Here is a 24,308-nt window from a genome sequence, read left to right on the forward strand (position 1 = left end):
TCTCAATAGAGGTAGCGATTATTCATGTAGGTAATATTGTGTGATTTATTTCAACGTGTAGTAATTGTGCACCTGGGATATAAATGTGGGTGCCATCCATCTTCTTTTTATTGTACAAGGAACATGTATGAAACTTGATAAAGTTATGGCTGTTGCAGTCATGAGTTCAGTTTTGGTGCTTTCTGGATGTGGTGCAATGGGTACCGCAATTAAAAAACGAAACCTCGATGTCAAAACTCAAATGAGTGAGACTATCTGGTTAGAACCCTCTAATAATCGCACGGTATATCTGCAAATAAAAAATACTTCAGATAAAGATATGAGCGGACTGCAGGCTGAGATTGCCAGCGCAGTGACAGCAAAAGGTTACCAGGTGGTGACTAATCCGGATACTGCTGGGTACTGGATACAGGCTAATATACTGAAAGCAGATAAGATGGATTTGCGAAAGTCCCAGGGGTGGTTAAGTAAGGGATATGAAGGGGCTGCGACAGCAGCTGCTCTGGGCGCTGGTATAACGGCTTATAATTCTAATTCAGCAGGGGCTACATTAGGAGTAGGGCTGGCAGCTGGACTGGTTGGAATGGCTGCAGACGCGATGGTGGAAGATGTTAACTATACGATGGTCACTGATGTCCAGATCGCAGAAAGAACCTCGACAAAGGTCCAGACAGATAACGTTGCAGTATTGCGCCAGGGGACGTCCGGAGCGAAGGTACAGACCAGTTCAGAAACAGGTAATCAGCATAAATACCAGACCCGTATTGTCTCGAATGCCAATAAAGTTAATCTAAAATTCCCGGAAGCTCAGCCGGTTCTTGAAGACCAACTTGCGAAATCTATTTCTAATATTCTGTAATGTGTTCAATCCAATTTTCCAGGTGATTTCTCTGTTGGATTAAAGTTGCGTCTCTATCCGGTAATGCCGGTGCTTCAGTAAATTCAGATAACGGTGAGCAGGCACGCAAATATTTTGTGTGCCTGTGAGGCGTTGCCGGCTGCGGCCGGAATTCTTTTCAGTGGTTAATTGATGGATTATTGCCATGAGTTTTAACGCCAAAGATATGACACAGGGCGGTCAAATAGCGAGCATGCGTTTTCGTATGTTTGGTCAGATTGCCAATATTATTCTATATGTACTGTTCCTCTTTTTTTGGGTGCTTTGCGGGCTGATATTAATGTATCGCCTGAGTTGGCAAACCTTTGTTAACGGTGCCGTATACTGGTGGTGTACAACGCTTGGACCGATGAGAGATATCATCCGGTCTCAGCCCGTATATACAATTAATTATTATGGACAACAGTTGCAGTATACGTCGGAGCAAATACTCAAGGATAAATACACTATCTGGTGTGGGGAGCAGTTGTGGACCGGGTTTGTCTTTGCCGGAACAGTTTCCCTGATTATTTGTATTGTTGCTTTCTTTGTCGCCAGCTGGGTATTAGGTCATCAGGGGAAACAACAAAGTGAAGATGAAGTGACGGGAGGCCGTCAGCTATCAGAAAAGCCAAAAGAAGTAGCCAGAAAGATGAAGCGGGATGGTATGGCCTCTGATATTAAAATCGGTGACCTGCCTATTTTACTAAACTCCGAAATTCAGAATTTCTGTCTTCATGGTACCGTTGGTTCCGGTAAATCAGAAGTCATCCGACGACTGTTAAATTATGTCCGTGCCCGTGGGGATATGGCCATCATCTACGACCGCTCCTGTGAGTTCGTCAAAAGTTATTACGACCCGTCTATCGATAAAATTCTCAACCCGCTGGATTCGCGCTGTGCAGCCTGGGATTTGTGGAAAGAGTGCCTGACGCTGCCGGATTTCGACAACGTCTCTAATACCCTGATTCCGATGGGAACCAAAGAGGATCCGTTCTGGCAGGGTTCCGGTCGCACCATCTTTGCCGAAGGTGCCTACCTGATGCGTGAGGACAAGGACCGCAGCTATGAGAAGCTGGTTGATACGATGCTCTCCATCAAAATCGACAAGCTGCGCGCTTATCTGCAGAATACGCCAGCGGCAAACCTGGTGGAAGAGAAGATTGAGAAAACCGCCATCAGTATCCGTGCGGTGCTGACCAACTACGTTAAGGCCATTCGCTACCTGCAGGGCATTGAGAAGAACGGCGAGCCGTTCACCATCCGGGACTGGATGCGCAGTGTCCGTGAGGACCAGCCCAACGGCTGGCTGTTTATCTCCTCCAACGCTGACACCCACGCTTCCCTGAAGCCGGTTATCTCGATGTGGCTGTCGATTGCCATTCGCGGTCTGCTGGCAATGGGGGAAAACCGTAACCGTCGTGTCTGGATTTTTGCAGACGAATTACCGACATTGCATAAGTTACCGGACCTGGTGGAGATCCTCCCGGAAGCCCGAAAATTCGGTGGCTGCTATGTATTCGGGATTCAGTCCTACGCCCAGCTGGAAGATATCTATGGCGTGAAACCCGCAGCAACCTTGTTCGACGTGATGAATACCCGCGCATTCTTCCGCTCGCCCAGTAAAGGTATTGCTGAATTTGCTGCTGGCGAAATAGGTGAGAAAGAGATCAAGAAGGCAAGTGAGAACTACTCCTACGGTGCTGATCCGGTACGTGATGGGGTATCCACCGGTAAGGAGCAGAAACGGGAAACGATTGTCAGCTATTCCGATATCCAGACCCTGCCGGATTTATCCTGTTACGTCACGCTGCCAGGGCCATATCCGGCAGTTAAACTGGCACTGAAATATAAACCCCGCCCCAAAATTGCCGAAGGCTTTATTCCACGCCAGCTCAATCAGGCTATTGATGACAAGCTGGCTGCGGTGCTTGCTGCACGTGAAGCTGAAGGGCAGAGCGCCCGGATTTTGTTTATGCCAGATCCGGTTGAAACTGTGCCGGTTGAGAAGACCGACGAAAAGCCTGCGTCACCGGTAGCGGCCGTACCCACCCCTCAGGAGGAAAAGGCAAAAGTTCCGCCGGTTACTGCCAGTAACACGTTCCACAAACCTGCAAGTGCAGCGGCAGCGGCCGCCAGCGCATCGGCGTCCCCGGCTGGCGGCGTTGAACAGGAACTGCATGAAAAACCTGAAGATCAGCTTCCATTACCCCCGGGCGTGAATGAAGACGGGGAAATTGAGGATATGAACGCCTGGGATGAGTGGCAGTCCAGCTCTGATGTTTTGAGGGATATGCATCGTCGTGAAGAGATCAACATCAACCATAGTCATCATGTTGATCGTGATGATATCGATCTGGGGAGTAACTTCTGATGATGTCAATTGGTTCAGTGAAATCCGCGGGTAAAGCCGGAGATTATTACACTAAAGAAGATAATTATTACGTCATCGGCAGCATGGATGAACGCTGGCAGGGTAAAGGTGCTGAGGCGCTGGGCCTTGAAGGAAAATCAGTGGATAAGGCCTTGTTTACCGAACTGCTGAAAGGGAAGCTGCCGGATGGCAGCGACCTGAGCCGGATCCAGGATGGTATGAATAAACATCGCCCTGGTTATGACCTGACCTTTTCCGCGCCAAAAAGTGTATCCGTCATGGCTATGTTGGGTGGTGACAAACGCCTTATCGAGGCGCATAACCAGGCGGTCACTGAAGCTATTCGTCAGGTTGAAACCTTCGCAGCCACCAGGGTGATGGTGGACGGAAAATCTGAAACTGTGCTGACCGGCAACCTGATTGTGGCGAAATTTAACCACGATACCAACCGCAACCAGGAGCCTCAGATTCATACTCATGCGGTGGTGATAAATGCTACACAGAATGGCGATAAATGGCAGTCACTGGGTACCGATACTGTAGGAAAAACCGGTTTTATCGAAAACGTGTACGCCAACCAGATTGCGTTCGGAAAGATTTACCGTGAAAGGCTGAAACCTCTGGTTGAGGGGCTGGGGTATGAAACAGAGGTGGTCGGCAAACACGGTATGTGGGAGATGAAAGACGTTCCCGTTGAGCCTTTCTCTACGCGTACCCAGGAAATCAATGCCGCTGCCGGTCCCGATGCATCACTGAAATCTCGGGATGTGGCCACTCTCGATACCCGCAAAGCGAAGGAAACACTCGATCCGGCACAGAAGGTAACGGAGTGGCTTTCCACTCTGAAAGAGACCGGGTTTAACCTTAAGGAATATCGTGAGGCTGCCGATCAGCGGGCGAAAATACAACGGGAAGTTCCTCCTCCGGAAGCGCCAGCTGGACCAAATGTTGACGATGTAGTTACGCAGGCTATTTCCGGGTTAAGCGATCGTAAAGTTCAGTTTACCTATACGGAGTTGCTGGCCAGAACGGTCAGCCAGATGGAGGCCCGCCCGGGAGTCATCGAGACGGCAAGAGCCGGTATTGAAGCCGCCATTGGGAGGGAACAACTTATCCCGCTTGACCGGGAAAAAGGGATTTTCACCTCCGGGATACATGTTCTCGATGAGTTATCCGTCAGAGCCCTGAGTCAGGAAGTATTACGCCAGAACCACGTCAGTATGGTCCCGGAAAAGGCGACCGCGCGTCAGACGTCGTTCAGTGATGCGGTTACCGTTCTGGCTCAGGATCGCCCTGCAATCGGGATTGTATCGGGTCAAGGTGGGGCTGCAGGGCAACGCGAACGAGTGACTGAAATGGCCATGATGGCACGTGAGCAGGGACGGGATGTCCATATCATCGCGGCAGATAACCGTTCCCTGGAGTTTCTGTTGAAAGAAGAAAAACTGGCAGGCGAAATCATCACTGGTAAAAGCGCTCTGCAGGACGGAACTGCCTTTGTTCCGGGAGGGACGTTGATAATCGACCAGGCTGAAAAACTCAGCCTGAAAGAAACCATCAATCTGCTCGATGGCGCCATGCGTAATAATGTTCAGATCCTGATGTCAGACAGTGGAAAACGAAGCGGTACCGGCAGCGCGCTGACCGTCATGAAAGAGAGTGGTGTGACGGCGTATAAATGGCAGGGTGGTAAGCAGACTACAGCATCGGTTATCAGCGAGCCGGACAGGAATCAACGCTTTACCAGAATGGCCAGTGACTTTGTTGCCAGCGTCCGGGATGGTCAGGAAAGCGTGGTTCAGATACGCGGTCCCCGGGAGCAGGGGATCCTGACAGGGCTAATCCGTGAAAATCTCAGAAATGAAGGCCTGATAGGCAGTCATGAGGAAACCATTACGGCGCTGACGCCGGTCTGGCTGGACAGTAAAAACCGGGGTATCCGCGATAATTATCGTGAGGGAATGGTGATGGAGCGCTGGGATCCGGAAAAACGCATCCATGACCGGTTTATTATCGATCGCGTGACCGCTGTCAGTAATACCCTGACCCTGAAAGATGAAAAAGGAGAATCACTGAATCTCAAAGTCTCCGCCGTTGATAATACCTGGACGCTCTTTCGTCCTCAGCAGTTGCCTGTGGCGGAAGGAGAACGGCTGGCCATTCTGGGGAAAATTCCGGAAACCCGGCTGAAGGGGGGCGATACGGTTCAGGTGCTGAAAGCGGAGAATGGTGTCCTGACCGTACAGCACCCCGGTCAGAAGACCACCCAGAAGCTGGCCGCCGGCAATACGCCCTTTACAGGGATCAAGGTCGGTCACGGCTGGGTGGAAAACCCGGGCAGATCAGTCAGTGAAACCGCAACGGTATTCGCCTCATTGTCACAGCGTGAACTGGACAATGCCACCCTCAATGCCCTGGCGCAGAGCGGCAGCCAGGTTCGACTGTACTCTGCGCAGAATGAGCAAAAAACGGTTGAGAAACTCGGGCGCCATACAGCGTTCAGTGTGGTAACCGAACAGCTGAAAACCCGTGCGGGCGAGCAGGATATCAGCGCAGCAATTGCTCACCAGAAAACCCAGCTGCATATACCGGCTGAACAGGCAATCCATCTGGCGGTTCCGTCGCTGGAAAGCGATAAGCTCACGTTTACCCGGCCTCAGTTACTTGTCGCCGCTCATGAGTTTTCTGACGGTACCGTTCCGTTCTCTGATATCGAGAAAACTATAGGAGAACAGATTAAATCAGGCGATCTGCTGCACGTTCCTGTCGCTGCCGGTCATGGCAACGATCTGCTGATTTCCCGGCAGACCTGGGATGCAGAGAAAAGTTTGCTCACGATGGTGCTTGAGGGTAAGAACGCCGTTACGCCGTTAATGGCGAAAGTACCAGGTTCGCTGATGGAAGGGCTGACATCGGGACAACGAAATGCCACCCGTATGATCCTGGAAACCCGGGACAGGTTCACTCTGGTTCAGGGTTATGCCGGCGTGGGTAAAACCACGCAGTTCAGGGCGGTGATGTCGGCGGTGAATTTGTTGCCGGAAGACTCCCGTCCGAAGGTAATCGGCCTCGGACCAACACACCGTGCGGTGGGAGAAATGCAGAGCGCCGGTGTGGAGGCACAGACCACAGCCTCTTTCCTGCATGATACACAGCTTCTGATGCGAAGCGGCCAGACTCCGGATTTCAGCAACACACTTTTCCTGGTGGATGAGAGTTCGATGCTGGGGCTATCCGATACGGCAAAGGCCATGAGTCTGATCGCGGCCGGTGGCGGTCGTGCGGTTTCCAGCGGTGATACTGATCAGCTGCAGTCTATTGGCCCCGGTCAGCCTTTCCGGCTTATGCAGAAGCGCAGTGCGGCCGATGTGGCCATCATGCAGGAGATCGTGCGACAGGTGCCTGAACTCCGCCCGGCGGTGTACAGCCTTATTGACCGGGATATACACAGTGCACTTTCCACCATTGAAAGAGTCGAACCCGCCCAGGTTCCCCGAAAGGAGAACGCATGGGTACCTGAAAGCTCAGTCATGGAATTCACGCCAGAACAGGAGAAAGCGATTCAGAAAGCCATCGGTGAAGGCGAAGTTCTTCCTGATATCTCGCCCGTCAGTCTCTATGACGCCATCGTAAGGGACTATACCGGACGCACGGAAAGTGCTCAGGCACAAACGTTGATTATTACCCACCTGAATGATGACCGTCGGGTGCTGAACCGTATGATCCATGATGAAAAAATGCGAAACGGTGAGCTCGGGGAGGACAGTGTCACGCTGCCAGTTCTGGTAACCAGTAATATCCGGGATGGCGAACTACGTAAGGTATCGACCTGGGATGCACATAAAGGTGCCATCGCATTAGTGGATAACCAGTACCACCAGATAGTGGGCGTCAGTAAAGCAGACCAGCTGATTACGCTTCGTAGTGACGAAGGTACCGAACGCCTGATTTCACCGCGAGAGGCTTCTGCAGAAGGTGTCACGTTATACCGCCAGGAGAGTATTACCGTTTCGCCCGGCGACAGAATGCGCTTCAGTAAAAGTGATACCGAACGTGGCTACGTGGCGAATAGTGTGTGGCGGGTAGAAAGCATATCTGGTGACAGTGTCACGCTGAATGACGGAAAAAGTACCCGAACGGTAACGCCCGCTGCGGATAAAGCTGAAGCGCATGTTGATCTGGCTTATGCCATCACCACACACGGTGCGCAGGGGGCAAGCGAGCCCTTTTCAATTGAACTGGAAGGTGTGACTGGCGCCAGGGAACGGATGGTCAGCTTCGAATCAGCGTATGTAGCGCTCTCCCGTATGAAACAGCATACGCAGGTATATACCGATGACCGGAAAGGATGGACGGATGCAGTAAGCCGTTCTCAGGAGAAAGCCAGCGCGCATGATGTGCTGGAGCCTCTTAACGATCGCGCTGTTAAAAGCGCAGAGCAGCTGTTTGGTCGCGCGATTCCCCTGACGGAGAGTCCGGCCGGACGTGCAGCACTGCAACAATCAGGTATCGCCCGCGGGCAGTCCACAGGGAAATTTATCTCCCCGGGGAAAAAGTATCCGTTACCGCATGTCGCATTACCTGCATTTGACCGTAATGGAAAATCCGCCGGGATATGGCTGAGCCCACTGACGGATAAGGATGGGCGATTGCAGGCTATCGGTGGTGAAGGGCGGGTTATGGGGAATGAAGAGGCCCGTTTTGTCGCCCTGCAGGGGAGCCGGAATGGGGAAAGCCTGCTCGCCGGGAACATGGGAGAGGGCGTCAGAATTGCCCGGGATAATCCGGACAGTGGCGTGGTGGTTCGCCTTGCCGGCGACGACCGTCCATGGAACCCTGGCGCCATCACCGGCGGCAGGGTCTGGGGCGATATAGACGCCGTGGTTACGGGGGGGAGCAGTGCAAATATTCCGCTACCACCTGACCTTCTTGCTCAAAAAACGGCAGAAGAAATGCAACGCCAGCAGATTGAAAAGCAGGCACAGGAAACGGCTCGTGAACTGACCGGTGAAAAACGTAAACAGGACGAAGTGGGTGAGCAGATCAAGGACATTATCACGGATGTGGTTCGCGGTCTGGATCGACAGAAGGGGCAGCATGAACGATTCCAGCTTCCGGATGAACCGGAAAACCGTCTCAGAAATGAGGCTGTTCAGAAAGTGGTAGCCGATAATCAGCAGCAGGACAGATTGCAGCAAATTGAACGGGATATGGTCCGGGATCTGACCCGGGAAAAAACACTCGGAGGCGACTGACGCGCCTGCGGCTTGTCTGCTCCGGCAGGTTTCCCGATTAAAATCGGGAAACCTGCCGGAGCTCTAAAAAGGAATACGATATGAGAGCACAGGGTACCTTTCTCAGCATGACGGACAGCTGGCTGCAACGCCTTTTGACCTGGACTCCCGGACAGACGGATATGATTAAAACCGTCGCTCTGGTACTGATGGTGATTGACCATACCGGTCTTCTACTGGCAGGAAACAATGAAGTCATGAGACTGCTGGGCCGCGGTTGCTTTCCGCTGTTCGGGCTTGTCTGGGGAATGAACCTGGCCCGGCACGCTGTCATTCGCCAGTCACAACTGAACCAACTCTGGTGCTGGGCGCTGATAGCTCAGGGGTCATTTATTCTGGTGGGGTATCCCTGGTATATGGGGAATATCCTCTTTACGTTCGCCGTTACCGGACAGGCGATGCGCTGGTTCAGCCTGAGAAGCCGCAACGATATGCTGCTGGCGCTCGCGATAGTGGTGGCCTGGTTGCCGCTATCCACTGACAGCTATGGTCTGGCCGGAGTATTCATGCTGATCAACAGTTACCGGCTTTGTCGTGCCACAGAGCCGGTGGAAAGAACAGGCTATGCTTTACTCTGGGCGGTCATGGTTTTGCTGATGAATATCCATGATGCCGGGCAGGCCGTGGCGGGGTTGGCAATTGCACTTCTGGTCGTGGGTGTCTGCTCGGATATCGGGAAGCAGGTTAAGCGATTCTGGCCAGCGCATTTTTTTGTCCTGTTTTACACTATTCACCTTGCGGTGCTCGGTATTCTGGTCGGGTGACGGCCAGAAAGTAGTCGGGCGACAGGCAGAAGGATGATCAGGCAGGCAACCTGGCGTATCTTACCCGCACAGTATTAACTGCAGGAAAACCTTAAACTATGACGGAAGATAAACGTCCCACTCTCAGCCTGAAACGAAAGCCGGGGGAGAAAACACCGGAATCCGGTGCTGATACAGCCCGTGTTGTCCGCCGTAAACAGGTGGTGAATGTGACCACCCCGCCGGCATGGAAAGTGAAGAAAGAGAAACTGGCCAGAAAAACGGAACCGGTGGCACCTGCTGCCCCCGTGCCGAAGACACCGGACAAACCGGAAAGGATCGTCCGTCCAGTTCGTTATCTTTGCCTGCCGGAGTTGCAGGATGCGATGGATACCCTGAAGGTGTGGTGGCCAGGGCTGTTCAAGGGGGAAGCGCCTCACCTGCTGGCCATCGGCATCCGGGAGGCCTTTTTTGAGGATATTGCCGAACGGGGAATACCGTTGTCCCATAAACAGGTCATTAAATGCCTGAAAAGTATTACACGGTCTGAACTTTACCTGTCATCGATGATCGCCGGTGCTGAACGAGTTGACTTACACGGTAACCCGGTGAGTGTCGTGACCCCGGATGAAGAAAAGTATGCTCAGCTGCGTCTGGAAAAACAGCGACAGCAACAGGCCAGAATTCAGAATTAAATCATTTAAATTGTATTAATTCTTTTTATTTAATCTGTATTCCCTTTTTAACTCTGCCCGCGTAATTGAATACGCTGGCAGAGTGATAATATCTGCACGTTACACTTTGTCATTGAAAAGGATATTTATGAAGCTTAAAACTGTTTTAGCAGCTCCGCTTATTACCGCCATGTTATTTAATTCCTTACCTTCATTTGCGAGCGACACGAGTTCTGCATTTACTCCCGAGCAGGAAAAGCGGATTGGCGAAATAGCCGCAGATTATATGCGTGCACATCCGGATATTCTTATCCAGATGAGTGAGTCGTTACAGCAGGAACAACAGGAAAAACAGACCCGGGAATTAAAATCGGCCGCTATCGCACAACAGGCCCGGATAATGGCGGATAAGCGTATCCCCTCCTGGGGAGCAGAAGGCGGATCTGTCATGGTGGTCGAGTTCTTTGATTATCAGTGTATCTGGTGCAGTCGGCTGGCACCTGAGCTGGAGAAGGTCATGAAGGCCAACACGAACGTGCGCTACTACTTCATGGAGTGGCCGGTGTTTGGCAGCCGCTGGCCAGAATCTTTACTGGCAGCGAAAATCGGATTGCAGGTCTGGAAAGAAAAAGGCGAGAAGGATTACCTCAAATATCACAATGGCATTTATAGCTCTGGACTTAATGAAGGAAAACTAACCCAGGATGCTATCGGGAAATATTCAGAAAATATGAAGTTCAGTAAAAACACGATCGATGAAATTAATTCCACGCTGACCGATATCAATGATATTGCCACCACCATTGGTTTGACCGGGACACCGGGTATTGTCATCATGCCCGTTAAGAGGGCAACAGAAGATAATACGACGGTTTTCGCTGGAATGACTGAGGCTGAAAATATCCAGCAGGCGATTAATAAAGCGCAGGGGAAATAAAGAATGAAACGTTCAACACTGTCTGGTCTCCTGGCGGTCTGTTTAATGGTTTCAGGTGGTGCAGTTGCTCAGCCAACGGTACAGGCAGGATTTTCACCCGAGGGTTCTGCGCTGCAGCTGGTGCTGAACACTATCGATACCGCACAGGAAAGTATTCGTCTGATGGGGTACAGCTTTACATCGCCGGAGGTCACGCGAGCGTTGATTCAGGCAAAACAGCGTGGGGTAGATGTGAAGGCTGTTCTTGACTGGAAAGCGAACAGTACAAAAGGCAGGGCCGGTGTGGCGGCAATGAATCTGCTGGTGAATGCCGGCATCCCGGTGCGTACCGTCAGCCAGTTCAAAATCATGCATGACAAGGTCATCATCACTGACGGCCGTAATGTCGAAACAGGCTCGTTCAACTTCAGCAGGGCGGCGGCACGCAATAACTCCGAAAATGCCCTGGTCATCCGGGATTATCCTGTTCTGGCAAATACCTATCTGCAGCACTGGCAAACTCGTTGGGAGATGGGAAAAGACTGGAGTTCTTCGTATTAACCCCCTCGCTGAATAACCTGTTCATTGCGCCAACAAGGGCAGGTTATATAACAAAAAATAACATAGACTCTCGCTGCATCTGGCTACGTGTAGTATCTTTGTCCAAGTATTTTGTTAAATGCTTGAGGAGGCAGAGATGTCACAGGTCGTTAACGCAGTTACTTCCTCATCTAAACGTCCCTACAGAAAAGGGAATCCGCTTTCTGCTGCAGAGCGTCAGCAGAAAGCTGTTGCACGTAAAAAAGCCACGCATAAAGAAGTGAGGGTGTTTGTGCGTGACTCGCTTAAAAGCCAGCTTCAGTTAATGTGTGAAAATGAAGGGATCACCCAGGCGGAAATGATTGAAAGGCTTATCGAAATGGAATCAGCCAAGCTTGGAATAGGCGTAACGACGTCACATTCTTGATCCTACTGGCGATGAGTGCTAGATTACTGATCGTTTAGAGATTTCTGGTTGGCCACGCCGTAAGGTGGCAGGGAACTGGTTCTGATGAGGTGTCTACCCAGAACCAGAAAAGCAAAAACCCCGATAATCTTCATCTAGTTTGGCGACGGGAAGAAGATTAACGGGGCCTAATTAAACTGTATAGCCATCAATCAGGCTATGCAGGGAGTATAGTTTTATGCTCAGAAAAGTTCAATACTTGTTTCTGTGGCATTTACTCCTTCCGTGCATTGTAAGTGCAGGAAGAAGTGACTGACACCCAAACACCGTTCACTCATTACCGACAGGTCAAAAACCCGAATCCGGAATTCACGCCGCGAGAAGGAAAAAAGACACTGCCGTTCTGCCGTAAGCTGATGGCAAAAGCCGAGGGCTTCACGTCCCGTTTTGATTTTTCTGTTCATGTGGCGTTCGTGCGCTCACTCGGTAAGCGTCATCGCATGCCGCCACTGTTGCGCCGTCGGGCCATCGATGCCTTGCTCCAGGGACTGTGTTTCCACTATGACCCGCTGGCCAACCGTGTCCAGCGTTCCATCACCAATCTGGCTATTGAATGCGGACTGGCCACCGAGTCGAAAACCGGCAATCTGTCCATCACCCGTGCCACACGGGCGTTGAAATTTATGGCGGAGCTGGGGCTGATTACCTATCAGACCGAATACGACCCCCAGATTGGCTGCAATATCCCGACTGATATCACCTTCACACCGGCACTTTTCTCGGCGCTCGATGTTTCTGACGTGGCTGTTGTGGCTGCCCGCCGCAGCCGCGTGGAATGGGAAAATCAGCAGCGCAAAAAACAGAACCTAAAGCCGCTGGAGATGGACGAGCTGATCGCGAAGTCCTGGCGGTTTGTGCGCGAAAGGTTCCGCAGCTACCAGTCCGAACGTAAACAGCATGGCCTGAAACGTGCCCGTGCACGTCGTGACGCGGGCAGAACCCGCAAGGACATTGTGACCCTGGTGAAACAACAGCTGACGCGGGAATACGCCTGCGGACGCTTTACCGGTGGTCTTGATGCCATGAAGCGGGAGCTGGAGCGCCGAGTTAAAGAGCGCATGCTGATGTCGCGCGGTAACAACTACACGCGGCTGGCCACCGTCCCCCTATAACCCTTCCTGTGTGAAAAATCCGGCTGACGCCGGAGGGTTCCGCACGTCTGCTTCCCGCCACTGCTTATTATCTGAGCTACGTGGAGGGGCTGTTCACCAAATCCCATGTCTTTCGGCCATCAGAATGGCCAGAAATTTCATCGCTGTCGTCACTTTCGGCCACTGAATTCAGTTACCCACAAATAACTGCAAGGGAAGTTTCCATAAGGTTAGAACCGTTATGGCTACAGAGCGCCAGGCGAAGTCATTTCAAAGTGCGTGGTTTCCTTTAAAAACCTGCTCTGTACTTCTTTTAAATAAAGAATTTTTCTCTCTTATAAAGATATAACCTGTTCATCGCCTGACCTGTGGACAGGCTCCTTAGAATGCCCGCCCTTGCAGCGGACTCACGTCCGCGCCGGTTCGGCAACAACATTAAGTACCTCCCGCCGCAAAGCGGCGGGCATGGGCGCAGGAGAAATATTAGTTACAGCATTCAAAAGAGCTTATCAGACAAACAAACCGGCGCCGATCTGATCGCCCCAGCCCCTCCCCACCACTGAAAAGCGCCGCCGCCCCCGGCCGAAGGCCGGGAGTAGTGCGCTTTTAATGATGGGTGTTGTAACTACTCTTCTTCGTCGCTGTGAGTGGTGCTGCGGTCAGTTCTGGGGTACACGCTCGTAAGTGCCTAAGCGGCGCTAACGCGGAGATACGCCCCAACTGCGGCTAACGCCTTGCCGGGGCCACTCCGACCGCGTACAGAGGCGTCTGTGACGTTTTATGCGGTTATAGCTTTGCAGCTATCGTGTTAAGTTCCCCGGTGTCGCTGAATTAATTGAAGAACATCCCCCTAAGCGTCAGCAGCAAGCTGCCGCCGCTAAGGCCCCGGAAATCACGCCCTTTACGTCGTAAACGCCGTAAAGCCCGCTCACCGGGGTTGAAAGGGATTACCTTAACTCCTTCATTTCTGTGAGCTGATTAAAGCTAACCAGGGCAGGGGGCGACAGGCAGAATTTGTGATCCAGAAGCCGACTACGCCGGGCTTTCGGCGCCATATAACTCCACAGATACATGCAGCTTCATCTGGCGCCTCCATGCCGCTAACGCGGCATCCGGAAGCTTCCCGATGCTGTAGGCTTTAACGTCTGCTTTGTGCTGTGAGTGGACTGCCCCATGCCTGTAGACAAATTCTGTCCTCACGACGAGGCCAGTTCGAAAGCCTCCAGACTGACGCCGCCGAGGTAACTGTGGCGCCGAGACCGGTTGTAGTACACTTCAATGTGTTTCCGCGACGGCTCATGCTTGGCGCCAGATTGTTGGGCCGGCAGAACCGCTGCCAGTCATCACTGCCATACTGACTACCCTGCTCACTGTGCACAATGACGTTTTCTGAAGGCTTACTCCGCCAGACCGCCATCAGCAACGCATCCAGTGCTAGCTCGCACGACAGTGTTGGTTTCATCGATAAGCCCACCACATTACGGGCGAAGAGATCGATGACCACTGCCAGAGACAGCCAGCCCTGCCAGGTGTGGATATAGGTAATATCTGTTACCCAGACCTGATTGGGCTTTACCACATTAAATTCACGCTGTACGCGGTTAAGCGCTATCAGTGACGGTCGACCCCGGGTCCCGCGTGGCACTTTATAACCATGTATGGCCTGTATCCTGTTTTTCTCATGATTTTGGCGACCCGGTTTCTGCTGCACACTTCACCAATTTCACGAAGATCGCCGTGAATTCGGCGATAACCATAAACCCCACCACTCAGCGTATAGGAGTCCGTATGAGCGCCAGCAGTCGCTGGTTATCCTTTTTTCCGGCAGATCCAGGGTTATGGAGCCAGACATAAAATCCGGCACGGGCAACTTGAGAACCCGACACATTGTAACGATCGACCAGATTTCACGGTGATCGTTGATAAAGCGGTACTTCAGTCGGGCTCCCTTGCAAAGTACCGCGCTGCCTTTTTCAGAATATCCCGTTCTTCCTCAGTGCGTTTAAGCTGCGCTTTCAGCCTGAGAATTTCTGTTCTGGCATCCAGTAAGTCCTGTGCCTGTTGCCCATCGTTGTCAGGCTTAACAGCGCAGAGTCATTTATAAAGACTGTGCGCCGAAATGCCGAGTCGTTCAGATACTTCAGCGATGGAATAGCCCCGCTCGGTGATTTGGCGGACAGTTTCTTCCTTAAATTCAGGGGTAAAACGTGGTGTGCCATAGACCCCTCCTATGCTCAAACTATAGGGCAGATTTGTCTACGGGCTCGGGGGCACTCCACATTTCAGGTCCAGACTAAAATTTCAGATTAACTGTGAACGCGTGAGCCTGCGGCCTGATATCTTTCCCCTCGTTCTGAGAGGATTCACAACAATTGAGGTGGTCCAATGTCCGAACCTATAACCGGCACAGGCTTAGCTGGTGGCGCTCCCTCTGGTTACTTAAGTTTCACTGTCTTCAGGATTTGGTTAAGCGTTCCGGGCTTTCCGTATCAGAAAAGAATGCTTACAGGTTTCGGTAAAATCTTGCTCATCAGTGTTAGATAATCCCGCACTCATTCTGCCTGAAACAAATTGTGCAGTTTATGGTAGGTCTGGAGAAATTGCAGGAGACATGATGTTCAAAATAACCGCAACCATTATTAAACCTGGTGGCGCGCCAGCAAACTGGCTTCGCTACTCCGCCCGGGAGTTGTCAGTAAAGGAATGCGAACAGATGTTTTTCAAATCCCGTGAGGCGGGGCGATCATTCGGTGAAAAAGTGAAGCTGGAAAATTTTAAATGTGAGAAGGTTGATCCTTCCAAGAAGAGTATTGTCAACAAACCTTAATGCCACGAAAAATATTATGTTGCATGAAGATTTCTATTTTGACAGTGCCGATTGATAATCTGTCATGTCATCATGAATAAAGGGGTTATGCTATGAATCAGACAGTCGATGCTTTATGCCATGAATTAAACCCGAAAGATGAGTCTGCAGTAACGAAACTGTTGGCTCAGTACGGCCCTGCTTTTGATCATGGGAAAGCTGATGCTTACGCACTTCTTTTCACTCAAGATGGTCAACTGAGCTTTCCGGACGGAAAGGGAGGGACTACAGTAATCAAAGGACGTGTAGCGCTTGCGAAGTTTACTGAGCAGGCATATAAATCCTCTTATGAGACAGGTGCCAGCGGTGTACATTTTGCGGGAAAAACCATCCTGGTTCAGATTAGCCATGACACCATCCATGCTTACACCCCGGTGACGATGATTTTACTTCAGGAAAATGCTCAGCCCGCTGCGAGCATCATGAGTGTGGGTCAGTATGTTGATGTGATCAAAAAAGTGGAAGGTGAATGGCTGTTCGCCAGCCGCACTGCCGACAGCTACATCACTGGGCCTCTCCCCGCTGAGTTCCTGCCGCCAAATGAATAACATTCTTTTCAAGTGATCCACAGGTTCCGGAACCTGGCGGGGCTTTTTTTATGCCCAAAAGGGAGACCAACAGTAAGCGTCGTCTCAGCACTGTCTGGCAGATCCTGAAATTCCTGAGCGGATAGTGGACACCAAATATGGTGGACGCTATCCATGAAATCATTAACCACAGTACGTAAAAAAAAGCTCTAATTATCCCGTTGAGTTCAAAATCAAAATGGTTGAACTCTCGCATCGACCAGAGCTCTCCGTAGCGCAACTCGCTCGTGAGCATGGGATCAACGATAATCTGCTGTTCAAGTGGCGCCAGTACTGGCGCGAAGGAAAACTACACCCTCCTTCAACAACAGAAAACAGCGTGCCTGAGCTGCTCCCCATAACACTTGATGCCGAAGATGTTGTCCCTGCAACCTCCTCCCGCTCACGACCTGTAGCTACTGCGGCACCGGAATCACTCAATATCATAAAAATACGCGTGACCTGAACACCTGAAATACCGAAAGCAGCGGTGATCGTCAGACACTCCTTCGTGAAATCATCCACACAGGTCAGGCACATGATCCTGCGACCGTTGGCCAGTGCGTCCATAATGAAATCCATCGACCATGTCAGGTTCGGCGCATCCGGCCACAGAAGCGGAAACCGCCCGGTCACCAGTCCTTTGCGGCGTCGTCTGCATTTTACGCTCAGTCCATTAAGGTGGTAGATACGGTATACCCACTTGTGATTGACGTGAAGGCCCTCCCGACACAGCAGCTGCCAGATGCGCCGATAACCAAAACGTCTGCGTCCAAACGCCAGCACAGTAATACGCTCTGATAAATGCGCATCCGCAGATGGACGCTGAGCGTCATAACGGCTGGTCGACAGGGACAAACGTGTAAGCCTGCAGGCACGACGTTGCGACAGACCGGTCGCATCACACATCAACACCACGCCTTCCCGCTTCTGGTCTGTCGACAGTACTTTCGCCCCAGGCCACCTGAAGCGCCTCCTTATCCAGCATGGTTTCGGCAAGCAACTTCTTGAGGCGGGCGTTCTCCTCTTCAAGAGATTTAAGCCGCTTCACTTCAGGAACTTCCATGCCACCAAACTTCTTGCGCCAGGTGTAGAAAGTGGCATCGGAAATGGCGTGCTTGCGGCAGAGTTCACGGGCAGAAACTCCGGCTTCCGCTTCGCGGAGAATACTGATGATCTGTTCGTCGGAAAAACGATTCTTCATGGGGATGTCCTCATGTAGCTTATGAAGACATTACTGACATCGGGGTGTATTAATCAACTGAGAGCAGGTCACGGAGTCCATTTTCGTACCCACACTTTTTCCGGAGCGTGTCACTATGTCCGCCATGAACCTGATGTCCTCTGTCCATCCGCCTGCCCGTCCGGTGTATCCGGAGCGCTTTCCTCCCGACCCCGCGGGCGCGGCAGACCAGCCCTGTGCCCCGGATGATGTCCGGACGCTGATGGTCGCCCTGTTACCCCTCTCGGTCCCGGTAGCCCCCGGGGTGGATGCCCTGCGTCGGTTTGGCAGCACCGACCTGTGCCTGCTGACCCGCGGAAGCATGAACCCTGTGGCGCCGGGAGGGGGTACTCACCATGTCCCGCGGGCACTTGGTACGCCTGAACATCCCTGTCGCCGTCAGTCCGCCACCGGACTCCCCCCGGCTGACTGAGTCCGGCTCGGTTATGCGCTATGCTCTGCAGACTGCATCCCTTTCACGGAGACCTGAGAATGACATTATCCCGGCTTCCTGCTGCCGGCCTGCCGGCAGACGCGCCGTTCACCTCCGGACTGACGACCCCGGACTTCTCCCCGGCACGGCCGGTCCCGCGCCCGGAGGCGGTAATACAGCGGCTGATACAGGCACTCCTGCCGCACGGGCGGGCGCTGCGTACCCGCAGCACCTGTCCGCTGGGCCCCGACACCCCGGTGGTGTACCTGTTGACGCAGGGCAACCTTGACATGCTGCGCATCACGGACGGGCTGGTGCTGACCACGGTGCACGCGCCGTACGTCATCGGGCTGGCGAACCTGCTGCAGCCGGGGCAGGCGGGGTTGCTGGCACAGCATCCGGACAGCCGGATGCTGCGGGTGGGCCGCGACAAGGTGCTGCGGATCCTGGAGGAGACGCCGTCACTGTGGACGGATGTGGCCCACCTACTGGCCTATGCCCTGCAGTTTGCCGGCCAGCGCGACCGGGAGCTGACCACGTCGCGGGCCTATGACACGGTGTGCGGCAAGCTGATGGAACTGATGCATGCGCCGGCGGCCTTCCGGGAGAGTACCAGTGTGTTGAACTTCATCCAGCGCCGCACCCCCCTGTCCCGTTCGGTGGTGGCGCTGATACTGCGTGATCTGCGGGCCGGGGAGTACATCACCATGCGTCAGGGACGCCTGGTGAGTGTGCAGCACCTGCCGGCGGAGTACTGAGGTGTCATCCCCACGTACACGGCAGCAGGCTGGCCGGCCCCCCCGACCCGCAACAGGCCGGCCGGACGATGACGGTGGTGCTCAGCCGGTTTGCATTCATGCCTGACGGACAGGCTGACATTGCCGTTGTGGTGCTGCTCTCAGCGAAAACGGGGGAAGCCCTTCGCGTCATGCCGTTTCAATCCGCGGCATCCGTGCTGTCCGGCGCGGATCACGGCAACGGATGAGCTGAACAGACTGAATGCCGGCTGGCAGCGGGTGGCTGTCAGTCTGGCCAGAGAACTGACCACCCGTTCACCATCACTCTGACCATGAGGACTACCATGCTTCACATTAACGGACGTGACCGCCGTCGCCGGCGTTCACTGCTGGCACTGGCGCTTGTCGCCACCCTGCCGGCCACGGCCCTGGCGGCCGGTAACGATATTCTGCCGGACAGCATCGGGCTCTCCGCCCTGATGACCCCGTCGCCGTACAAAAGGACGGATGCCGATATCTGGCCGGTGCCGATCATCAACTATGACAACGACACCGTTTTTGTGCACGGGCTGTCTGCCGGCGCCTGGCTCTGGAAGGACCGCCGGGACCAGCTCTCGGTCAACCTCTACTACTCCCCGCTGCACTTTAATCCGGACGACAGCGACGACCGTCAGGTCTCACAGCTGAACAAACGCCGCAGCACGCTGATGGGCGGCCTTGGCTGGCGCCACCATACCGACGGCTGGGGCACGATACGCACGGAGCTGGCGGCAGACCTGCTGGGGAACAGTAACGGCCTGGTGGGGGACGCCGCCTGGCTGTACCCGTGGACCCGGGGCAACTGGTCCCTGGTGCCGGGTATCGGGGTGACCTGGGATAACGCCAACACCGCCCGCTACTACTACGGTATCTCGCAGGACGAGGCGGCCCGCAGCGGCCTGAAGGCGGGTAGTCCGGGGAGCAGCTGGAGCCCGTATGTGGAGCTGTCGGCCACCTGGCGCTTTGCGCCCCGCTGGTCGGCGTTTGTGACCGGTCGCTACACGCATCTGGCCACGGGCATTCAGGACAGTGAGATGGTGGACGGCACGGGGACCGGGATGCTGTGGACCGGGGTGACCTGGGCCTTCTGACCTTTCTGACGCACCGGGACCGGCAGGGTACCGCCGGTCCCGCTTCACAGGAGAAAACATAATGACGGCACGACAACGGCGCCATCCGGCGCTCACCCTGAGTACGGAACGCCCCCGCGCCCGGGAGCTGGCCGGGAAGGCAGCCTGGCTGGAGCGCAGTATCAGCCGGCTGCCCTGCGGCCCGGCGGCAACGGATGATGTCATCCACCTGCTGCGCCAGGCCGCGGAATGGTGGCAGGCGGCGCGGGATGCGGCCCGTCCGGGCTCGGCCAACCGTCAGTGGTATGATGCCCGGGCGGAGTACTGCCTGAATCCGGCCACCCAGTCCCGGCTGCAGGGGCGACGGCTGACGACCGTGGCCGACCCGGCTGCTTCCGGGAAGTGACAGGGTGCTCCCGCGGTACCTGGCGGTGCTGCAGCGTCTGCTGACACTGGAGAACGGGGCGGGGGATATTTCAGCTGCGGCGTGAGGTGCAGCGGTGCCGGGCCGGGAGAAGGGAAGCGAGATGGAGGTGGAGGGGTACCTGATAGACCTCATTACTGCCGGCGGCCTGTATGAAGCCCCCCTGCACTGACACCGGCGGCGGAAAGAGGCGTGCCATTGTATGCCGCTCTGTTCACCCTGGTGACTGAGGGGCAGGTGGTTGACAAAAATATATGATAGTGGGCAGTGGTGAGTAGCGGTACCGTCACTATATGATACCAAAAGCAGATGAACAAAACATCCGTCAGACAGGCGAGAGAAAATTCATAATGTCAGGATGAAGCATGACAATTATCCGTGTGGCCGGTGCGGTAGCGGTGCTGCTGCTGACAGCCAGCGCCATGACACTGGCAGACTGGTATCTGCTATTGTGCCCCGGGTGAGACATTGCAGAGGCGTTTTCATTGAAGGAATAAAAGCTAGCAGTCCATAATTGTACTGAAAAAAAACGAATGGCGGAATAATATAGGTATGTTCTTTGATAGCTAAATAAAAGAGCTGAAGCAGGCAAATCGAAACACAACAACTTGCCCGGCCATCTTGTGGTCGGGCTTTTTTATTGAGGAATGCAGTTTGGCAGAACCTCGGTCAGGATGAATTTCCCAGCAGATCTGTACTGCAAAGGGACGCTATGACAACCTGTCCGCACCTTCTGTGAGGGCTACTAGTTATGAAGATTTTTATTTCCTAATGCAGCTAGTTCTGTGCTTTTAAATAATTGGAGTATAAAAATAAATGTTGCGACTAATGGTTTTTTTTTGCGTTTTATTATTATTGATGTCAGGTGTTTTTTATATTTTAGCATTCCCTTGGTATTAGTGATTGAATATCAAAAGAAAAATACCTTATGCTGCGTATTCTGATTGTAAGCATCCCGGCAAAACGGCCCATTCACTTTTAGAGATCTTCCGACATACTGATTATGTCCCCTGAGGAGATCGCTATGCGTAAAGCCCGATTCTCTGAACACCAGATCATCGCCGTTCTGAAGTCCGTTGAAGCCGGACGTACCGTCAAGGACGTGTGCCGTGAGGCCGCTATTTCGGAAACCAGCTATTACAACTGGAAAGCGAAATATGGGGGGATAGAAGCGGCCGATATTAAAAAAATCAAGGAGCTTGAGGATGAGAATCGACGTTTGAAGCAGATGTTTGCCGACCTGAGCCTTGAGTGCCGGGCACTTAAAGACGTTATCGCTGAGCAGGACGGTATATTTTTATCAGCCTGATACCCGGCGTGATGAACCCGTTATTGACACATTGCAGGTGGTGGCAAAACGCTATCCGCGCTACGGTTTTAAGAAACTGTTCCAGCTGCTGCGCAGGCAGGGTAATACCTGGAACCATAAACGTGTTCACCGGATTTACTGCCTGCTGAAACTGAATTTTCTCCGCAAAGGAAAACAGCGGCTGCCTGTGCGTAATCCAGCACCACTGGCGACACCGCAAGCGTTAAAGCAGAACTGGTCTCGCTGGTGCTGGCACAATGGGCCGAAGAGCATGGCAAGCAGGTCGAATTTATCAAGCCGGGCAAGCCGACGCAGAACGCTTTCATTGAGCGCTTTAACCGGACATACCGAACAGAAATCCTGGATTTTTATCTGTTCAGAACACTGAATGAAGCACGGGAGATTACCGAGCGCAGGCTGAAAAACCGGAACACTCAAAAAGTGCATGGAACTGAAGCTGGGTTGCTTACATAATGATTGCGATTCAGTGATTCCGATGATTTCGATCGCGCTTCTCGCGCTGGTTTTTTCATACTTTAGTTTTTATGCCGCCCGGGTCGGGTGCTATACGTGGCTGCATACCCGGTCTCGGCGCGTGAAAATGATAACCAGCATCTGCTGGTGTTTATCCGAGGCCCATATTCACTGAGCGTAGGCGGACAAATTACTCGGTGTGGAATGGCAATCAAGGATGTGTCGAAAAAATGGAGCATACCGACCCAGAACTGGCGGCTGGCAATGAGTCGTTTTATTATCGCGTTCGGTGACCGACTAAGCGATCACCTTTAATACCGTGGCAGTTTCACAGAATTACTAACAGGCTCTTAAAATCTACTGCATTCCTTTTTTATACATTTCTACTAATTTTTGTTTTTGCTCTGCAGAGAGCATATTGCTGACATTTGTGTAGTAGGTTATTTTACAATGCGCAGCCTGGTCATGCAGTTTATTCTGAAGGTCTAACTGTTGATTAAATTCTTTTTCATCAACTTTGCCTTTTTTTACCATATCAAGAAACAATTTTGGCTGATAGCCTCCAGCATCAATATTATTGAAACACTCCTCAGCGCTGGCGTGAAGCTTAATGAGTTGCTCTCTTTGCTCTTTAGTTAATTTTAAGGTGCTACCCATCTCATCGGGTTTGCTTGGTATCTCAGCGGCTAGCGTCATACCAGAAAAAATAAGAGAGGAAAGACCAATGGCAATGTTCTGAAATTTCATGGCATTATGCTCCATATCATTTTTGTGTCCAAAAAAATCTCTGCCGCAAATTGCGTTCTACGGCAGAGCAATCGGACTTTCAAGGTAAAAAGCTGCAAATAATGCAACATAGCGCAGTCAGACCAAACTACCCTGTCGCTAAAAAAAACACTAACTCTTGTTATGGTTTTGGACAACCAATAATCAGTCCCAAATGAAACTCTTTTTTTACTGAGTCTTTGTATAATTCTTTTGGTTTATATAAATAAAATACTTTCGGACTTATCAGGCGGAATTATGATTAATACCTTTCAAAGAATGTTTTCAGGGGGCTTATTGATTTCATGTGCCTTCCTTTTAACGGCTTGCGATCAAGCATCTACTCAAGAGGCCAATACGGCGCCACACGAAGTTGGGGTTGTAACTTTACGTACACAGTCTCTTCCGGTTAAAACTGAGTTACCGGGCCGTGTCTCAGCGTTTCGTATTGCCGATGTCCGCCCACAAGTAAATGGGATTATTCTCAGGCGTAATTTTGTTGAAGGTAGCCACGTCAAAGAAGGTGAGTCGCTCTATCAGATCGATCCGGCACCTTACACAGCTGTCCTGAATAGCGCAAAAGGTGATCTGGCCAAGGCAAAAGCAGCAGCAGTACAGGCTCATCTGACAGCCAGTCGCGATAAAGCACTGGTCAAAAATAATTATGTTAGCCAGCAGGATTACGACACGGCGATTGCCAATGTAAAACAAGCAGATGCCCAGGTAGTGGCAATGCAAGCCGAAGTTGAGGCTGCCCAAATAAATCTCAAATATACTCATGTCACTTCTCCTATTTCTGGAGTGATTGGTAAATCAAGTGTGACAGAAGGCGCACTGGTCACCAACGCACAGTCTTCAGCTCTTGCCACCGTACAACAGCTCGACCCTGTATACGTCGATGTTACACAATCCAGCGATGATTACATGCACCTGAAGAGTGAGATAAAAAATGGCGAAATTAAGCAGCAGGATGGTAAAGCAGATGTGATGCTGCAGTTGGATAATGGACGTCTTTACCCACTGCAGTGCAAACTTGAATTCTCTGATGTTACGGTGGATCAAACTACAGGTTCGATCACTATTCGTGCCGTCTGTCCTAATCCAGACGATATATTACTTCCCGGTATGTTTGTACGAGCTTTCTTGAGCGAAGGGGTTCGTGAAAATACGATGTTGGTCCCTCAGCAAGCAATTACTCGCACACCTCGTGGTGACGCTACTGCATTGATAGTGGATAAAAACAACAAAGCACAATTGCGTTCGGTAGTTGCAGCACAAGCGTTGGGAAACCAATGGCGCGTTTCTTCTGGCCTGAAAGCGGGTGATCGAGTGATTGTTACTGGCCAGTTAATGTTACATCCTGGTATGTCAGTGAAACCTACCGAAGATGACAGCATGGCAGCTTGGACTAACACTGCGGGGAAATAA

The 24,308-nt window shown here is 52.4% G+C and carries 19 protein-coding genes and 3 pseudogenes; 19 read left to right on the forward strand and 3 right to left on the reverse strand.

Annotated features, from left to right (window positions below; all coding sequences use genetic code 11):
- Positions 1-127 precede the first annotated feature (127 nt).
- The 10 genes from traT (at position 128) to repA (ending at position 12,996) form a co-directional block, all read left to right on the forward strand.
- On the forward strand, positions 128-859 hold the full coding sequence (gene traT / locus ABLV07_RS20550) for a conjugal transfer complement resistance protein TraT (RefSeq protein WP_348853727.1): 732 nt from the start codon (positions 128-130) through the stop codon (positions 857-859).
- Between the two features lie 184 nt (positions 860-1,043).
- Positions 1,044-3,251 (forward strand): type IV conjugative transfer system coupling protein TraD, encoded by a 2,208-nt coding sequence (gene traD / locus ABLV07_RS20555; protein ID WP_348853728.1) that lies wholly within the window; start codon positions 1,044-1,046, stop codon positions 3,249-3,251.
- Entirely contained in the window at positions 3,251-8,506 is a 5,256-nt protein-coding gene (gene traI / locus ABLV07_RS20560) for a conjugative transfer relaxase/helicase TraI (RefSeq protein ID WP_348853729.1), read from the forward strand. The genes traD and traI overlap by 1 nt, the downstream gene beginning before the upstream one ends.
- A gap of 80 nt (positions 8,507-8,586) precedes the next feature.
- Positions 8,587-9,309 (forward strand): type-F conjugative transfer system pilin acetylase TraX, encoded by a 723-nt coding sequence (traX, locus tag ABLV07_RS20565; protein WP_058344105.1) that lies wholly within the window; start codon positions 8,587-8,589, stop codon positions 9,307-9,309.
- Positions 9,310-9,407: 98 nt separating this feature from the next.
- A complete protein-coding gene (locus ABLV07_RS20570) occupies positions 9,408-9,983 on the forward strand; it encodes a fertility inhibition protein FinO (protein WP_348853730.1) in 576 nt (191 codons plus the stop codon).
- Positions 9,984-10,110: 127 nt separating this feature from the next.
- Positions 10,111-10,899: a DsbA family protein gene (locus ABLV07_RS20575; protein WP_348853731.1), complete on the forward strand. Its 789-nt coding sequence runs from the start codon at positions 10,111-10,113 to the stop codon at positions 10,897-10,899.
- Between the two features lie 3 nt (positions 10,900-10,902).
- Positions 10,903-11,439: a phospholipase D family protein gene (locus ABLV07_RS20580; RefSeq protein ID WP_348853732.1), complete on the forward strand. Its 537-nt coding sequence runs from the start codon at positions 10,903-10,905 to the stop codon at positions 11,437-11,439.
- Between the two features lie 136 nt (positions 11,440-11,575).
- Positions 11,576-11,845: a replication regulatory protein RepA gene (locus ABLV07_RS20585; RefSeq protein ID WP_001568069.1), complete on the forward strand. Its 270-nt coding sequence runs from the start codon at positions 11,576-11,578 to the stop codon at positions 11,843-11,845.
- Positions 11,846-12,062: 217 nt separating this feature from the next.
- Complete coding sequence (gene tap / locus ABLV07_RS20590) at positions 12,063-12,140, forward strand: RepA leader peptide Tap (RefSeq protein WP_072057007.1); 78 nt, start codon at positions 12,063-12,065, stop codon at positions 12,138-12,140.
- A complete protein-coding gene (gene repA, locus ABLV07_RS20595; RefSeq protein WP_348853733.1) occupies positions 12,121-12,996 on the forward strand; it encodes an incFII family plasmid replication initiator RepA in 876 nt (291 codons plus the stop codon). The genes tap and repA overlap by 20 nt, the downstream gene beginning before the upstream one ends.
- 1,175 nt (positions 12,997-14,171) lie before the next feature.
- On the opposite strand, the pseudogene ABLV07_RS20600 reads toward repA, so the two are convergent.
- Positions 14,172-15,207 (reverse strand): annotated as a pseudogene (locus ABLV07_RS20600) (IS3 family transposase).
- A 382-nt stretch (positions 15,208-15,589) separates the two neighbouring features.
- Here ABLV07_RS20600 and ABLV07_RS20605 point away from each other — a divergent pair.
- From ABLV07_RS20605 to ABLV07_RS20615, 3 genes are all read left to right on the forward strand, one after another.
- Positions 15,590-15,802, forward strand: a complete 213-nt coding sequence (locus ABLV07_RS20605; RefSeq protein ID WP_348853734.1) for a DUF1187 family protein — start codon at positions 15,590-15,592, stop codon at positions 15,800-15,802.
- Between the two features lie 92 nt (positions 15,803-15,894).
- Positions 15,895-16,389 carry a nuclear transport factor 2 family protein gene (locus ABLV07_RS20610; RefSeq protein WP_348853735.1) on the forward strand — a complete coding sequence of 165 codons (495 nt, stop codon included), beginning with the start codon at positions 15,895-15,897 and terminating at the stop codon, positions 16,387-16,389.
- A gap of 217 nt (positions 16,390-16,606) precedes the next feature.
- Positions 16,607-16,873 carry a transposase gene (locus ABLV07_RS20615; RefSeq protein WP_348853786.1) on the forward strand — a complete coding sequence of 89 codons (267 nt, stop codon included), beginning with the start codon at positions 16,607-16,609 and terminating at the stop codon, positions 16,871-16,873.
- On the opposite strand, the pseudogene ABLV07_RS20620 reads toward ABLV07_RS20615, so the two are convergent.
- A pseudogene (locus ABLV07_RS20620) lies at positions 16,858-17,611 on the reverse strand (transposase); the annotation flags it as partial. The gene ABLV07_RS20615 and the pseudogene ABLV07_RS20620 sit on opposite strands and share 16 nt — an antisense overlap.
- Positions 17,612-18,121: 510 nt before the next feature.
- Between ABLV07_RS20620 and ABLV07_RS20625 the strand changes: the two are divergent.
- From ABLV07_RS20625 to ABLV07_RS20645, 5 genes and pseudogenes are all read left to right on the forward strand, one after another.
- Positions 18,122-18,820, forward strand: a complete 699-nt coding sequence (locus tag ABLV07_RS20625) for a helix-turn-helix domain-containing protein (RefSeq protein WP_348853736.1) — start codon at positions 18,122-18,124, stop codon at positions 18,818-18,820.
- Between the two features lie 98 nt (positions 18,821-18,918).
- Positions 18,919-19,047, forward strand: a complete 129-nt coding sequence (locus ABLV07_RS20630; RefSeq protein WP_348861493.1) for a hypothetical protein — start codon at positions 18,919-18,921, stop codon at positions 19,045-19,047.
- Between the two features lie 96 nt (positions 19,048-19,143).
- Positions 19,144-19,929, forward strand: a complete 786-nt coding sequence (locus ABLV07_RS20635; protein WP_348853737.1) for a MipA/OmpV family protein — start codon at positions 19,144-19,146, stop codon at positions 19,927-19,929.
- Between the two features lie 61 nt (positions 19,930-19,990).
- The gene (locus ABLV07_RS20640) at positions 19,991-20,314 is read left to right on the forward strand and encodes a hypothetical protein (protein ID WP_348853738.1); all 324 of its coding nucleotides are present in this window, start codon (positions 19,991-19,993) and stop codon (positions 20,312-20,314) included.
- A gap of 1,042 nt (positions 20,315-21,356) precedes the next feature.
- Positions 21,357-22,088 (forward strand): annotated as a pseudogene (locus ABLV07_RS20645) (transposase); the annotation flags it as partial.
- 384 nt (positions 22,089-22,472) lie between these two features.
- Here ABLV07_RS20645 and ABLV07_RS20650 read toward each other — a convergent pair.
- Entirely contained in the window at positions 22,473-22,862 is a 390-nt protein-coding gene (locus tag ABLV07_RS20650; RefSeq protein ID WP_348853739.1) for a hypothetical protein, read from the reverse strand.
- Positions 22,863-23,138: 276 nt separating this feature from the next.
- Here ABLV07_RS20650 and ABLV07_RS20655 point away from each other — a divergent pair, with 276 nt between their 5' ends.
- Entirely contained in the window at positions 23,139-24,308 is a 1,170-nt protein-coding gene (locus ABLV07_RS20655) for an efflux RND transporter periplasmic adaptor subunit (RefSeq protein ID WP_348853741.1), read from the forward strand.

The sequence above is a fragment of the Klebsiella sp. CN_Kp097 genome (genome assembly GCF_040064495.1).
Taxonomy (GTDB): Bacteria; Pseudomonadota; Gammaproteobacteria; order Enterobacterales; family Enterobacteriaceae; genus Klebsiella; species Klebsiella aerogenes.